15 protein-coding genes are annotated in these 13,971 nt (G+C 49.7%); 2 read left to right on the forward strand and 13 right to left on the reverse strand.

Annotated elements, in window-relative coordinates; translation table 11 throughout:
• Positions 1 to 6: 6 nt before the first annotated feature.
• The 13 genes from atpD to mioC all read right to left on the reverse strand — a co-directional run bounded on the left by atpD (position 7) and on the right by mioC (position 11,810).
• Positions 7 to 1,413, reverse strand: coding sequence for a F0F1 ATP synthase subunit beta (atpD, locus tag EA58_RS07970; protein ID WP_036751185.1), 1,407 nt, complete (start codon positions 1,411 to 1,413; stop codon positions 7 to 9).
• A gap of 32 nt (positions 1,414 to 1,445) precedes the next feature.
• Positions 1,446 to 2,312 carry a F0F1 ATP synthase subunit gamma gene (atpG, locus tag EA58_RS07975; RefSeq protein WP_036751187.1) on the reverse strand — a complete coding sequence of 289 codons (867 nt, stop codon included), beginning with the start codon at positions 2,310 to 2,312 and terminating at the stop codon, positions 1,446 to 1,448.
• 44 nt (positions 2,313 to 2,356) lie between these two features.
• Positions 2,357 to 3,898 (reverse strand): F0F1 ATP synthase subunit alpha, encoded by a 1,542-nt coding sequence (atpA, locus tag EA58_RS07980; RefSeq protein WP_036751189.1) that lies wholly within the window; start codon positions 3,896 to 3,898, stop codon positions 2,357 to 2,359.
• A gap of 16 nt (positions 3,899 to 3,914) precedes the next feature.
• Positions 3,915 to 4,448, reverse strand: coding sequence for a F0F1 ATP synthase subunit delta (gene atpH / locus EA58_RS07985; protein ID WP_036751190.1), 534 nt, complete (start codon positions 4,446 to 4,448; stop codon positions 3,915 to 3,917).
• Positions 4,449 to 4,465: 17 nt separating this feature from the next.
• Positions 4,466 to 4,936 carry a F0F1 ATP synthase subunit B gene (gene atpF, locus EA58_RS07990; protein WP_036751192.1) on the reverse strand — a complete coding sequence of 157 codons (471 nt, stop codon included), beginning with the start codon at positions 4,934 to 4,936 and terminating at the stop codon, positions 4,466 to 4,468.
• Positions 4,937 to 4,984: 48 nt separating this feature from the next.
• Complete coding sequence (atpE, locus tag EA58_RS07995; RefSeq protein WP_005302247.1) at positions 4,985 to 5,242, reverse strand: F0F1 ATP synthase subunit C; 258 nt, start codon at positions 5,240 to 5,242, stop codon at positions 4,985 to 4,987.
• A 68-nt stretch (positions 5,243 to 5,310) separates the two neighbouring features.
• Positions 5,311 to 6,117, reverse strand: coding sequence for a F0F1 ATP synthase subunit A (gene atpB / locus EA58_RS08000; RefSeq protein WP_036751196.1), 807 nt, complete (start codon positions 6,115 to 6,117; stop codon positions 5,311 to 5,313).
• Positions 6,118 to 6,125: 8 nt separating this feature from the next.
• Positions 6,126 to 6,515 carry a F0F1 ATP synthase subunit I gene (locus EA58_RS08005; RefSeq protein ID WP_036751198.1) on the reverse strand — a complete coding sequence of 130 codons (390 nt, stop codon included), beginning with the start codon at positions 6,513 to 6,515 and terminating at the stop codon, positions 6,126 to 6,128.
• Positions 6,516 to 6,692: 177 nt separating this feature from the next.
• Positions 6,693 to 7,589, reverse strand: a complete 897-nt coding sequence (locus EA58_RS08010; protein WP_036751200.1) for a ParB/RepB/Spo0J family partition protein — start codon at positions 7,587 to 7,589, stop codon at positions 6,693 to 6,695.
• A 12-nt stretch (positions 7,590 to 7,601) separates the two neighbouring features.
• On the reverse strand, positions 7,602 to 8,396 hold the full coding sequence (locus EA58_RS08015) for a ParA family protein (protein WP_036751202.1): 795 nt from the start codon (positions 8,394 to 8,396) through the stop codon (positions 7,602 to 7,604).
• Positions 8,397 to 8,413: 17 nt separating this feature from the next.
• Positions 8,414 to 9,037, reverse strand: a complete 624-nt coding sequence (gene rsmG, locus EA58_RS08020; RefSeq protein ID WP_036751204.1) for a 16S rRNA (guanine(527)-N(7))-methyltransferase RsmG — start codon at positions 9,035 to 9,037, stop codon at positions 8,414 to 8,416.
• Positions 9,034 to 10,938, reverse strand: a complete 1,905-nt coding sequence (gene mnmG / locus EA58_RS08025) for a tRNA uridine-5-carboxymethylaminomethyl(34) synthesis enzyme MnmG (RefSeq protein ID WP_036751206.1) — start codon at positions 10,936 to 10,938, stop codon at positions 9,034 to 9,036. The genes rsmG and mnmG overlap by 4 nt, the downstream gene beginning before the upstream one ends.
• 431 nt (positions 10,939 to 11,369) lie before the next feature.
• Positions 11,370 to 11,810, reverse strand: coding sequence for an FMN-binding protein MioC (gene mioC / locus EA58_RS08030; protein ID WP_036751208.1), 441 nt, complete (start codon positions 11,808 to 11,810; stop codon positions 11,370 to 11,372).
• 556 nt (positions 11,811 to 12,366) lie between these two features.
• Here mioC and EA58_RS08035 point away from each other — a divergent pair.
• Together EA58_RS08035 and EA58_RS08040 are read left to right on the forward strand one after the other, a co-directional pair.
• On the forward strand, positions 12,367 to 13,347 hold the full coding sequence (locus EA58_RS08035) for an HD domain-containing protein (protein WP_036751209.1): 981 nt from the start codon (positions 12,367 to 12,369) through the stop codon (positions 13,345 to 13,347).
• A complete protein-coding gene (locus EA58_RS08040) occupies positions 13,322 to 13,969 on the forward strand; it encodes an HAD family hydrolase (RefSeq protein WP_036751211.1) in 648 nt (215 codons plus the stop codon). Before EA58_RS08035 ends, EA58_RS08040 begins: the two co-directional genes overlap by 26 nt.
• Positions 13,970 to 13,971 lie beyond the last annotated feature (2 nt).

Raw genomic sequence — 13,971 nt, forward strand, 5'->3', positions numbered from 1 at the left:
TTCAGCTTACAGCTTCTTCGCGTTTTCCAGTGCGTCTTCGATCGCGCCGCAGTACATGAATGCCTGCTCTGGAATGTCGTCGTATTCGCCGGCCAGCAAGCCTTTGAAGCTGCGCAGGGTATCTTTCAGTGGAACATAGATACCAGGGTCGCCAGTGAAGACCTGTGCAACGTGGTAAGGCTGAGTCAGGAAACGCTCAATCTTACGTGCACGGGCAACAGCTTGCTTGTCTTCTTCAGACAGCTCGTCCATACCCAGGATGGCAATGATGTCTTTCAGCTCTTTGTAACGCTGCAGGGTGCTTTGAACACCACGCGCAATTTCATAGTGCTCCTGACCAACCACCAGTGGATCCAGCATACGAGATGTAGAATCCAGTGGGTCGATCGCTGGGTACAGACCCAGAGAAGCGATCTGACGAGACAGTACAACGGTCGCATCCAAGTGGGCGAACGTGGTTGCTGGAGACGGGTCAGTCAAGTCATCCGCAGGAACGTAAACGGCCTGTACAGATGTGATAGAACCAGTCTTGGTCGAGGTGATACGCTCCTGAAGCACACCCATCTCTTCTGCCAGTGTCGGCTGATAACCTACGGCAGAAGGCATACGACCCAGCAGTGCAGATACTTCTGTACCGGCCAGGGTGTAACGATAGATGTTATCGATGAACAGCAGTACGTCACGGCCTTCATCACGGAATCTCTCAGCCATGGTCAGGCCAGTCAGAGCAACACGCAGACGGTTACCTGGTGGCTCGTTCATCTGACCGTAAACCATTGCTACTTTAGATTCTTCAGGTTTTTCCAGGTTAACAACCCCGGCTTCCTGCATCTCGTAGTAGAAGTCGTTACCTTCACGCGTCCGCTCACCAACACCAGCGAATACAGACAGACCTGAGTGTTTCAGGGCGATGTTGTTGATCAATTCCATCATGTTGACGGTCTTACCAACACCTGCACCACCGAACAGACCGATTTTACCACCCTTCGCGAATGGGCAAACCAAGTCAATCACTTTTACGCCGGTTTCCAGCAGTTCAACTGCGTTCGACTGCTCTTCGTAGCTTGGTGCTGCACGGTGAATTGAGTAACGCTCTTGTTCACCGATCTCACCACACTCGTCAATTGGCTGACCCAGAACGTTCATGATACGTCCCAGAGTCGCTGTACCGACTGGTACTTCAATTGGTCGACCTGTGTTTTCAACAGTCAGACCACGACGCAGGCCATCAGAACTACCCATGGCGATGCCACGAACTACGCCACCGCCCAGCTGCTGCTGAACTTCCAGTACCAAGGTACCTTTTTCTTTGGCATCAACGTGCAGGGCATCATATACCTGTGGTACAGAATCCTGTGGAAACTCTACGTCGACTACCGCACCGATGATCTGTACGATCTTACCTGTAGCCATCGTTAATCCTCTAAACTTATTAATTCTTTGCCTTAAACAGCGGAGGCACCAGAAACGATTTCCGACAGCTCTTGTGTGATCGCAGCCTGACGGGCTTTGTTGTACACAAGTTGCAGTTCGTCAATCAAGTTACCTGCATTATCAGTTGCTGCTTTCATCGCAACCATTCGGGCCGCTTGCTCACAGGCAAGGTTTTCGACCACACCCTGATAGACCTGAGATTCGACATAGCGAACCAGCAGGGTATCCAGCAGAGGTTTCGGCTCAGGCTCATAAATGTAGTCCCAAGCGTGGTTGCGTTTCATTTCTTCGTCTTCTGACTTAGGCAAAGGCAGCAATTGATCGATCACTGGCGATTGCACCATGGTGTTCACGAACTTGTTGTACACCAGGTACAGACGATCCAGTTGGCCTTCATCATATTTCTTCAGCATGACACCTACGGTACCGATCAACTCATCAACAGAAGGCTTATCACCCAAACCTGTTACCTGAGCCGCAACACGGCCACCATAGCTGTTAAAGAAAGCTGTAGCTTTCGCACCAATCAGGGCAAGCTCAACCTCAGCGCCTTTATCTGACCAGGACTTCATGCCGGTCATGGCTTGTTTGAACATGTTCACGTTCAAGCCACCACACAGACCACGGTCAGTCGAAACAATGATGTAACCTACGCGCTTGGCCTCACGCTCCTCAAGATAAGGATGCTTATACTCGAGGCTACCAAGGGCGATATGACCGATCACTTTGCGCATTGTTTGTGCGTATGGGCGTGATGATTCCATCGCGTCTTGCGATTTACGCATTTTAGACGCAGCAACCATCTCCATCGCTTTGGTGATCTTTTGAGTGTTTTTCACACTACCGATCTTGTTACGTATCTCTTTTGCGCCGGCCATCGTTACTCTCCTTGAGCTGGTGATCGCTTGCGATCACCAACCAATTACCAAGTCTGGGTCGCTTTGAAATCTTCGACCAGTTTCACGAACTGGGCTTCAATTTCGTTGTTCCACGCACCCGTTTCATCAATCTGAGCTACCAGCTCAGCAAATTGACTCTTGGCGTAAGACAGTAACGCAGCTTCGAAATCTGCCAGCTTCGTCAGCTCAACATCTTTCAGGTAACCTTTCTCCGCAGCAAAAATCACCACAGCCTGCTCAAAGACAGACATTGGTGCGTACTGCTTCTGCTTCATCAGCTCGGTTACTTTCTGTCCGTGGTCCAGCTGACGCTTGGTCGCGTCATCCAGATCAGAAGAGAACTGTGCGAATGCCGCCAGTTCACGGTACTGAGCCAGTGCGGTACGGATACCACCAGACAGCTTCTTGATGATCTTGGTCTGCGCAGCACCACCAACACGGGATACAGAGATACCTGGGTCAACCGCAGGACGGATACCGGCGTTGAACAGTTCAGTTTGCAGGAAGATCTGTCCATCGGTGATCGAAATCACGTTGGTCGGTACGAACGCAGAAACGTCGCCCGCCTGAGTTTCGATGATTGGCAGTGCAGTCAGAGAACCGGTTTTACCTTTCACTTCACCGTTGGTGAACTTTTCTACGTACTCTTCGCTCACGCGAGCAGCACGCTCCAGCAGACGGGAGTGGAGGTAGAAAACGTCACCAGGGAATGCTTCACGGCCTGGTGGACGACGCAGCAGCAGAGAGATCTGACGGTAAGCAACAGCCTGCTTAGACAGGTCATCGTATACGATCAGTGCATCTTCACCGCGGTCACGGAAGTATTCACCCATGGCACAACCAGCATATGGTGCCAGGTATTGCAGTGCAGCTGCTTCAGAAGCAGAGGCAACAACAACGATGGTGTTTTTCAGTGCGCCGTGCTCTTCCAGCTTACGAACCACGTTTGCAATGGTTGAAGCTTTCTGGCCAATCGCGACATAGATAGAGTAGATACCAGAGTTCTTCTGGTTGATGATGGCATCGATCGCCAGTGCGGTTTTACCGATCTGACGGTCACCGATGATCAGCTCACGCTGGCCACGGCCGATTGGAATCATTGAGTCAACCGCTTTGTAGCCAGTCTGGACAGGCTGGTCAACAGATTTACGGTCGATAACACCCGGTGCGATCACTTCGACAGGTGAGGTGAAATCGCTCTCGATTGGACCTTTACCATCAATTGGCTCACCCAGGGTGTTCACAACACGACCCAGCAGGGCAGGGCCGACTGGCACTTCCAGGATACGACCGGTCGCGGTCACTTTCATGCCTTCCTGCAGGTCAGCATAAGGACCCATGACAACCGCACCAACCGAGTCACGCTCAAGGTTCAGTGCCAGTGCATAACGGCCACCTGGTAGTTCAATCATTTCACCTTGCATGACGTCTGCAAGGCCGTGGATACGAATAATACCATCGCTTACAGAAACGATCGTACCTTCGTTACGCGCTTCACTCGCAACGTTGAATTTTTCAATTCGCTGCTTGATCAGTTCGCTAATTTCCGTGGAATTAAGTTGCATGCTCCAATTCCCCAAATCAAGACTGCAACGTATCGTTCAGACGGGCTAGCTTGCCGCGTACTGATTGATCGATGACTAAGTCTCCGGCTCTAATTACAACCCCGGCAATCAGGGTCTCGTCTACACTGCAGTTCAGCTTAACCTTACGCGCCAGACGCTTTTCAAGCTTTTTGCTGATCGCACTCAGTTGACCTTCGTCCAATGCAACCGCAGAGGTCACAGTAGCGTCGATGGTTTTTTCCAGTTCATCTTTCAGAAACAGGAACTGAGCACAGACATCAGGGAGTGCTTTCATGCGTCCGTTTTCAGCCATCACCTTAATCAGGTTCTGGCCGGCTTCGTTGAGTTGCTCGCCGCAGACGGAAATGAAAATTTCCACCAGCTTATCCGCCGCAAAACCACCATCCAGGACATCCTGAATCGTTTCGTTTTTCGCGACTTCCGCAGCAAAAATGAGCATTTCAGACCATTGGGTCAGCTCACCTTTCTCAACCGCATAATCAAAGGCTGCTTTAGCGTAGGGGCGTGCGATTGTAGTCATTTCCGACATGTTGCTTGCCCCTTCTATTACAGTTCTGCAGTGACTTTGTTAAGAAGATCAGCATGAGCGTCTTTATCAATAGAACGCTCAATGATTTTCTCAGCACCAATCACAGCCAGAGTTGCAACTTGTTTGCGTAGTTCATCGCGCGCGCGATTTCGTTCTGCATCAATTTCAGCACGACCTTGAGTCAGAATTTTTTCACGCTCAGCCGTCGCTTCCGCTTTGGCCTCTTCGATGATTTGAGCTTTGCGCTTGTTCGCTTGCTCAATCAGTTCAGTTGCAGTGCGTTTTGCTTCTTTCAGTTGCTCAGAAGCATTTGCCTGCGCCAGGTTGAGATCTTTGGCAGCGCGATCCGCAGCTGCCAAACCGTCAGCAATTTTCTTCTGACGTTCCTCAATCGCTCCCATAATCGGTGGCCATACATATTTCATGCAAAAGACCACAAACAGGAAAAACGCGATAGCCTGACCCAGCAAGGTTGCATTCATATTCACAACGGCATCTCCTAAAAAGGGTTGCTATGGGTCCGTTTCGTTCGTGGATTAACCAGCCAGCTGTCCAACGAATGGGTTTGCGAATGTGAATAGCAGAGCGATTACGATACCGATCATTGGAACCGCATCCAGCAGACCTGCGATGATGAACATCTTAACTTGCAGCATTGGAGCCATTTCTGGTTGACGAGCAGCGCCTTCCAGGAACTTACCACCCAGCAGGGCGAAACCGATCGCAGTACCCAGGGCAGCAAGACCTACAATGATGCCCACGGCAATTGCAGAAAAGCTTAGTAAAGTTTCCATCACTATCTCCAGTTTATTGTTGTCGGCCTAAATGCCTGTAAAGAAAAACTTAAAAATTTATTTACGTATTAATGATTGTCTTCGTGAGCCTGTGACAGGTACACGATAGTCAGCATCATAAACACGAAAGATTGAATTGTAATGACCAGGATGTGGAATATTGCCCACGGAACTGAGCCCAGCCATTGTGCCCACCACGGCATCAGCGCCGCGATAAGAATAAACACCACCTCACCGGCGAACATGTTACCGAACAGACGCATACCCAGAGAAATAGGCTTCGCCAGCAGCGAGACTACTTCCAGTAGTAGGTTGAACGGAATCATAACCGGGTGATTGAACGGGTGTAATGCCAGTTCTTTGGCAAAACCGCCCAGGCCTTTGATCTTGATGCTGTAATAAATCATCAATGCAAAGACACCCAGCGCCATTGCCATGGTGATGTTAACATCGGCCGACGGTACTACCTTCAGATAAGGAATACCCAACCAATGCTCTGCCGGATAAGGAAGAAAGTCGATTGGAACCAAGTCCATGACGTTCATCAGGAAAATCCAACAGAAGATCGTCAGAGCTAGCGGAGCTATCAGCGCGTTGCGGCCATGAAAGGTTTCTTTGACACTGTTGTCAACGAATTCCACCATGATTTCCACAAAACACTGCAGCTTACCCGGCACCCCTGAGGTCGCCTTTCTCGCTGCCAGACGGAACAATCCTAAAAAGATTGCACCCGTCAACACAGAGAAGAAGAGGCTGTCGATGTGTACCGCCCAGAAACTACCCTCAGACACCAGGCCCAGCTTATCGGTTGATAAGTTAGTCAGGTGGTGAGTGATGTAACTGGATGGTGTAAGCGCTTCACCTGGCGCAGCCATAACTCATCCTATTTGTTGTTGTTAATGAATAAAACCGGCGCACAGATATTAATACCCAGAGCCAGCAAATAGGTCAGTTTGAGGGGAACAAGTTCCACCTCGACATACAGGTAGACAAGGGAAAACAAGATGACTGTAGTGAGGATTTTCAGCACTTCTCCGCTGTAGAACGTCGCCATCACCAGACGGGCCTTACTGGCACCGCCAAAGAGAAAAGCGCACACAGAAAAAACGGCGTTAGCTATCACAAAGATGCCGCCACCGATCAGTGCAGAGATTCCCCAGTCAACATTGACAGCAAACACTGCCATGATTGCCGTTGTCAAAACGACGCCAGATTGTAACAACAACAACCGCTTCGCCAATTGGCGTCCCGGTCTGACTAGCGCCGAAACCATGTATTCATTCCTCGAGTCCGTTCCACTACACATACGTCGTGCTGGGAAAACTGCGAAAATTATACGGTTCATTAAATTGAATGCAATCTAATCACAGCAAAAAAACAGTTAGATTTTATAACACATTATCCCGATCACGCGGTGGTTACTTTTACGGCAAAAATAGTACGAATCTCGTCACACTTCCGAACTCAACATTGCCAGTAGTTGCTCTAACTTCTGAGGTTCATCAAAATTTATTATAATTTTACCTTTCCCGCTTTTGCTTTGATTAATCGCAACTTGAGTGCCGAATTGTTCACTCAGACGGTTTTCGATGGCTTCGACTTGGGGATCAACAGGGGCAGGAGCGACCTCTGGGGCCGGGGTAAGCAGTTTCTTTACCAAACGCTCGGTATCCCGGACAGTCAGAGACTTCGCTACAACGGTGTGAGCCGCTTCCAGTTGCTGTTCAGCAACCAAAGACAGCAATGCACGGGCATGACCCATTTCCAGCTGACGCTGGGCCAGCAACCGCTTCACCTGAGGCTCCAGCTGATTCAGACGCAGCAGGTTGGAGACCGCAGCACGGGACTTGCCGAGTGCTTCGGCAATTTGCTGATGGGTAAGGGAGAATTCATTCTGCAATCGTTCCAGCGCCTGAGCTTCCTCAATCGCGTTGAGATCTTCACGCTGGATGTTTTCAATCAGGGCAATGGCGACGGTTGCCCGGTCGTCCACATTTTTGACCAGACACGGAACCTGAGTCAGTCCCGCCTGACGCGATGCCCGCCAGCGGCGTTCGCCGGCAATGATTTCATACTGTTGGGGGGCAAGCTGGCGAACCACGATCGGTTGGATCACCCCCTGTGCACGGATGGAGTCAGTCAGTTCCGCCAGCGCTTCGGCAGACATATCCTGACGCGGCTGGTACTGACCCGGTTGCAGCTGACTGACCGGCAATTCGCGCAGTGCGCCTTCGGCCGGTACCGTTTCTTCCTTGCTGACGGCCTCTGTGGCCTGTTGTCGTTCACGAGCCACCGAACTGGTGGCCAGCAGTGCGTCAAGACCCTTTCCCAGGCCTCGTTTATTCATGGACATACTTGCTTACGCCTCTACCTGAGCCGGTTCCCGCTCGATTTCCTCACGACGAATCATCTCTCCAGCCAAAGCCAGGTAGGCCTTGGCACCACTGGAGGTTTTATCGTAGTACATGGCCGGGCAACCATGACTCGGGGCTTCGGCCAAACGTACATTCCGTGGGATCACGGTGCGGTACACCTTATCACCAAAATGCTTCTTCAACTGCTGGGACACTTCGTTCGCCAGCCGGTTGCGCGGATCATACATGGTGCGAAGCAAGCCTTCTATCTTAAGATCGGCATTGACCACGGCCGCCAGCTTACTGATGGTGTCCATCAGGGCCGTCAGACCCTCCAGTGCAAAATATTCACACTGCATGGGCACCAACACTGAATCTGCAGCCGTCATCGCATTGATCGTCAGCAGGTTCAGCGACGGCGGACAATCAATGAAGATAAAATCGTACTGATCACGTACAGACGCCAGAGCCGTGCGCAGCCGGACTTCACGGGCAAACACTTCCATGAGTTTGATTTCGGCAGCGGTCACGTCACCGTTGGCTGCCACCAGGTGATATCCCCCGGCATTTTCAGTGATCACCACATCAGAGAACGGGGTTTCTTCGACCAGAAGCTCATAAGCGGTCGCATCAACTTGATACTTGTCGACACCGCTCGCCATGGTGGCATTGCCTTGCGGGTCCAAATCAATCACCAGCACCTTGCGCTGGGTTGCGGCCAGGGACGCCGCCAGGTTGACACAAGTCGTGGTTTTACCCACGCCGCCCTTTTGGTTGGCAACAGCTATGACTTTTCCCACGAATCACCCTCGTTCATTCATTCCTTTGCCGTCAAGAGTACTAAATGACGCGCCCCCTCCAAGTCGGGGACATGCAAAGATTTGACCTCACTCACAGAACACCATGATGGCAGTTCTGCCAGCTCCTCTTCCGTAACCTGGCCTTTCAGCGCCATGAAGCGACCTTCGTCAGAAGGCAGATGACGGCACCAGTTGACCATGTCAGACATGGACGCAAAAGCCCGGCTCAGGACAGCATCAAAGCCCTGTTCCGGGGTAAATTCTTCAACCCGGCTCTGGATTGGTGTCACATTGCCAAGCCCCAGTTCATGCACAACCTGACGAATAAAGCGGATCCGCTTCCCCAGGCTGTCAAGCAGGGTAAACTGCTTATCCGGGTGCATGATGGCCAGTGGAATACCGGGCAGGCCAGGGCCAGTACCGACATCGATAAACCGCTCCCCCTGTGCCAGGTAAGGGCTGACCACGATACTGTCCATGATGTGTTTGACCAGCATCTCATTCGGATCTCTGACTGACGTCAGATTATACGCTTTGTTCCACTTGTGCAGCAGGCTAACATAACCCATCAACTGCTCAAGTTGTGGTTCTGTGACCTTGAGTTCAGTTTTTGCAATCAGTTGTGTCAGACGTTCTCTCACGCTGCCACCTCCGCGTCACCTTTTTTCAGCATGCCGTGTTTTTTCAGGTAAACCAGCAGCAGCGAAATCGCAGCCGGTGTCACCCCGGAAATTCGAGATGCCATGCCGATGGTCGCTGGCTTCGCTTCATTCAGCTTCACAACAACCTCGTTAGACAATCCTTTCACCAGGCTGTAATCCAGATCGGCCGGCAGCTTGCTCTGTTCGTGGCGCAGAGATTTTTCGACTTCTTCTTTCTGGCGGTCGATATAGCCCTGGTATTTAACCTGAATTTCGACCTGCTCACTGGCCTGAATATCCGCATGTGCCGGACCAAACGGTGCCTGGGCGGTCAGTTGATCATAAGTCACTTCCGGGCGGCGCAGCAGATCTTCACCATTGGCTTCACGAACCAGCGGCGTTTTCAAAAACGCATTGATCACTTCTGCCTGCTCAGATGCAGGATGGATCCAGATCTCTTTCAAACGCTGACGTTCCTGCGTCATATGCTCCATTTTTTCATTGAAGCGTGCCCAGCGCGCATCATCCACCAGACCCAACTGACGCCCCATTTCGGTCAGACGGATATCGGCGTTATCTTCGCGCAGCAGCAGACGGTACTCGGCACGGGAAGTAAACATCCGGTACGGTTCTTTCGTCCCCATGGTCGACAAGTCGTCAATCAGCACGCCCAGATAGGCCTGATCACGACGTGGGCTCCAGCCTTCTTTGTCCTGCGACTGCAGGGCGGCATTCATCCCAGCCAGCAAACCTTGCGCGGCCGCCTCTTCGTAACCGGTTGTGCCATTGATCTGACCGGCAAAGAACAGACCACCGATAAATTTCGTTTCCAGCGTCGGCTTCAGATCACGAGGATCAAAGAAATCGTATTCAATGGCATAACCCGGACGGATGATGCTGGCATTTTCAAAACCTTTCATCGAACGGACAATCTGCATCTGCACGTCAAACGGCAGGCTGGTGGAAATGCCGTTCGGGTACAGCTCATGGGTCGTCAGGCCTTCCGGCTCAATGAAGATCTGATGGCTGTTCTTATCGGCAAACCGCATGACTTTGTCTTCGATCGACGGGCAGTAACGTGGGCCGATCCCCTCGATCACACCAGAATACATCGGACTGCGATCCAGATTATTCCGGATCACTTCATGGGTTTGCTCATTGGTATGTGTAATAAAACACGGGATCTGACGAGGATGATCCGTCTGTTTCCCCATAAAGGAAAAAACGGGGGTCGGATTGTCACCGTGCTGCGCCTGTAGCTGGCTGAAGTCTACGGTACGGGCATCTATCCGCGGTGGTGTCCCAGTTTTCAGACGATCGACCCGGAAAGGGAGTGCACGCAGTCGTTCTGCCAATGCGATCGACGGTGGATCACCAGCTCGACCACCGCTGTAATTTTCCAGACCGATATGGATTTTGCCGCCCAGGAAAGTGCCAACGGTCAGAACAACAGCACGGGCACGGAATTTCAGACCCATTTCGGTTACAACACCCACGGCGCGATCGTTTTCAACAATCAGATCATTCACCGCTTGCTGGAACAACATTAGATTTGGCTGATTTTCCAGTGCTTCACGCACCGCTGCTTTGTACAACGCGCGATCAGCCTGAGCACGGGTGGCCCGAACTGCCGGACCTTTCGATGAGTTCAGGGTTCGGAACTGAATTCCACCCTTATCAATGGCGCGGGCCATGATGCCACCCAGGGCGTCAACTTCTTTTACCAGGTGACCTTTTCCGATCCCGCCAATCGCTGGGTTACAAGACATTTGTCCCAACGTATCGATATTATGGGTCAACAGCAGGGTTTTCTGACCCATGCGTGCTGCTGCCAGTGCGGCTTCCGTTCCGGCATGACCGCCACCTACCACGATGACATCAAAATTTTCCTGGTAAAACATGAAACTACCTCAGGTGATCAATTAGCCAGTCAATTTGCTTGGAGCAAAGGGGGGATATTCTACCTCGTTTCATGGCAAGAAAGAATCACCCTTGGCGATCAAATGATCAGGCTGTTGGATCTTAAATATATATAAGATCTTTTAAAGAGATCTTTTATTGGATCTACTATTAGGATCACCGGATCGTGTGGATAAGTGCTTTTTGATCCGGATGATCATGGAGTTAGGGAGGATCATTACTTGTGAGGGACACGGGATCTTCGTTGGGAAACCCTGGGATCTAAATGGCTACTTATCAACAGGGCTTGGGGGAGGCTGATCTTGTTCATTGGATAACAAAGGGTTGATCACCGTTTAGATCTATAGTTATCCACAGGCGGATCTTAAAAAACTGGCGGTATTGGGAATAAAATCCGCCAGTTCGATGGGTGTTACAGGTGTTTTTGCCAGCTGTTCAGCCAGATTTCTGCTGGATCTTCAGGGACGGGATCCAGCGAGACGTCGATTTCGAGTCGCTCCCCCAGTCGTTTGGCTCCCAGTCCAGCCAGTAAATGGTCAAGATCTTTCCCTGCCTGACAGAAGGTGTCGTAGCTGCTGTCGCCGATGGCGACAATCCCATAGCGCAAAGGGGTCAAGTCTGGTTGTTGGACCTGGAGCTGGCTGACAAACGGCTGGATATTATCCGGAAACTCGCCAGCGCCGTGGGTGGAGCAGATCAATAGCCAGATCTGGGCTGGATCCAGCTCTGCCAGATTGGCCTGATTCATAATCGTGGTGTCGTGACCTGCATCAGTGAGCAGTTCTGATAAATGATCGGCGACATATTCGGCTCCGCCCAGCGTACTGCCAGTGATCAGGGTAATTGCAGCCATCGTGTTCTCGCTTCATGGGTGAATATAAAGAAGGCGATTGTATCTGGCTTTTTGATGGAGTGGAAAAGCCTTGGCATGGATGAGTGTGAGAAAACTCGGTTCCTCGAAGACGTGGCGTTGCGGATGACGATGCGATGACAGTTTTTGTCTGTTGTGAACGTAGTCCAACAGGTCGTTCTCAATTGCGGATTGCTGTATCGCAGACCGTCGTCATCCACAGATGACCATGATAGGACACATCTTCTTGCTCGTATTCTTGCTCGGTAGAGCCGATTTTTCATCTTGATTATTGAGTCAGGAAAAATCAAGGCAAGATATGGGATTGATGTCATATTTTTGCTGGATGTTTTGCTGTCACTTTTTTAAATATTTGAGGTATCTCGCAACAAATCTTGTGCTTCTGGCCCCCCATTGACACATATGAATATGACTGTATAGCATGCTCAAAAAATCACCGGCTTAATGATCGATGCGCTTGCTTTAGGGAGGCCAAATCCTGATCGCTTGAATCATTGCTAACTTTGACGCATTTCAGGAATTAATTTTTGGAAAAATCATGTCTGCGAATCAGGAAAATATATCGCTGAGTATCTCGTCTCTTGAGCGAATCAAAAAAAGTATCGTCTGTCGCTCTGACTTTTTATCACTCTATGGAAAAACACAATTAATTCCTTATCCATTCAGGCGAGAGCACCATTGCAACCGGTGGGCACATTCTCTGGATGTTTATGAAGTGGTGAATGTTTTCTCTGAAGAAATGACAATGGAAGCGCAGTTATTATGTCAAATCGGTGCCTTGCTCCATGATATTGGTCATCCGCCATTTGGGCATGTCGGCGAGCGAGTATTGAATGAGATAGCCAGAGATGTAGGCGGGTTTGAGAGTAATGCCCAATCCGTCCGAATGACATTAAAAAATATGCAGTTTCCATTAATGATCGCACTGCTTTGTCTGAAACATAAAAATGTCATTCCTGAAACACAAGCTCGGCAAGGAATCATTAAAGGTATTTATCGGGAGGATGCCTTTATTTTATGTTTCGATAAATTTTTCTCTTTAGCACCGATCAGAGAGGTGATTCAGGTCTCTGATAAGTTGTCATACAGTATTACGGATCTCAAAGATTTGATAACCATTCGGGGAGATGCATTTGTTCGCGATTTATGTTGTTCAATGGAACATCGCAGTGTGATTGATACGATTCTCTGCCATAAAACGTGTAAAACGATTGATATTGTAAATGAAATGATGACATCACACCGAGAGTTTATGCTGTGTAAGTCATCGATGCACCAATTTTTCAGCGATGTAAACCGCAGGGTGATTGCTTGTCTGGATGACATGAAATATCTGGAAAAAGAAGCGTCTCTGGCAAATGACGTGCTGTCATCTATTTATGATTCTTTGCTTGAACAGCAACATGACCCCAGAAAAGCACTGGATTACATTGCGGCACTGGATGAAAAAGACATCGTCAATAAATATCATCTGATAAAGAGTGGAAAACAAAATGTCATACACAGACTATATATTTGATTTTGATGGAACGATTGCAGATACGGCACAATGTGGCATTGTTTCGACCCAAAGTGCATTTGAATTCATGGGATTGCCAAAACCAGATGAGAAAATGATAGAAAGCTTGATGGGAATTCCTATTGAAAAGTCTTTTCGGGAAATGGGTGCTACAGCATTAACAGCAGAAAAATTTGACCAGCTCATTCAGGTGTTCCGGGAAGAATATCAAAAGAATCAGAACCATTTGATCCGGTTGTTTCCCGGGATAACTGAAGTCTTGCAAACATTAAAGCGCGATGGAAAAAGACTGTTTATTGCATCCAGTAAAAATTCCAAAGTACTGAATCAAAATTTAGCTTCTCTCGCCATTCAAACATATTTTGATGGGGTGATTGGTTCAGACCATGTTGAAAACTATAAACCTGCACCAGACAGTATTTTTAAACTGATACAAGATTTCAATGCTCAGCCGGAATCCACCGTGATGATTGGCGATGCCTGCTATGACATCCAAATGGCGAAGTCCGCTCAAGTGCGATCGTGTGCGGTACTTTGGGGGGCGCATTCCCGACATCAGTTAGCGGATGAAAGTCCGGATCATCTGATTGAGAACACTGCTGATTTATTAACGCTTGCCTAGAT

Source organism: Photobacterium galatheae (assembly GCF_000695255.1).
Taxonomy (GTDB): Bacteria; Pseudomonadota; Gammaproteobacteria; order Enterobacterales; family Vibrionaceae; genus Photobacterium; species Photobacterium galatheae.

Excerpts from the sequence above, each read along its gene's own strand:
- atpD (WP_036751185.1), bottom strand. The coding sequence starts at position 1,413 with ATGGCTACAGGTAAGATCGTACAGATCATCGGTGCGGTAGTCGACGTA.
- mioC (WP_036751208.1), bottom strand. The coding sequence starts at position 11,810 with ATGGCTGCAATTACCCTGATCACTGGCAGTACGCTGGGCGGAGCCGAA.
- atpH (WP_036751190.1), bottom strand. The coding sequence starts at position 4,448 with ATGTCGGAAATGACTACAATCGCACGCCCCTACGCTAAAGCAGCCTTT.
- atpA (WP_036751189.1), bottom strand. The coding sequence starts at position 3,898 with ATGCAACTTAATTCCACGGAAATTAGCGAACTGATCAAGCAGCGAATT.
- atpB (WP_036751196.1), bottom strand. The coding sequence starts at position 6,117 with ATGGCTGCGCCAGGTGAAGCGCTTACACCATCCAGTTACATCACTCAC.
- EA58_RS08010 (WP_036751200.1), bottom strand. The coding sequence starts at position 7,589 with ATGAATAAACGAGGCCTGGGAAAGGGTCTTGACGCACTGCTGGCCACC.
- atpG (WP_036751187.1), bottom strand. The coding sequence starts at position 2,312 with ATGGCCGGCGCAAAAGAGATACGTAACAAGATCGGTAGTGTGAAAAAC.
- EA58_RS08005 (WP_036751198.1), bottom strand. The coding sequence starts at position 6,515 with ATGGTTTCGGCGCTAGTCAGACCGGGACGCCAATTGGCGAAGCGGTTG.
- EA58_RS08040 (WP_036751211.1), top strand. The coding sequence starts at position 13,322 with ATGTCATACACAGACTATATATTTGATTTTGATGGAACGATTGCAGAT.
- mnmG (WP_036751206.1), bottom strand. The coding sequence starts at position 10,938 with ATGTTTTACCAGGAAAATTTTGATGTCATCGTGGTAGGTGGCGGTCAT.
- atpE (WP_005302247.1), bottom strand. The coding sequence starts at position 5,242 with ATGGAAACTTTACTAAGCTTTTCTGCAATTGCCGTGGGCATCATTGTA.
- EA58_RS08035 (WP_036751209.1), top strand. The coding sequence starts at position 12,367 with ATGTCTGCGAATCAGGAAAATATATCGCTGAGTATCTCGTCTCTTGAG.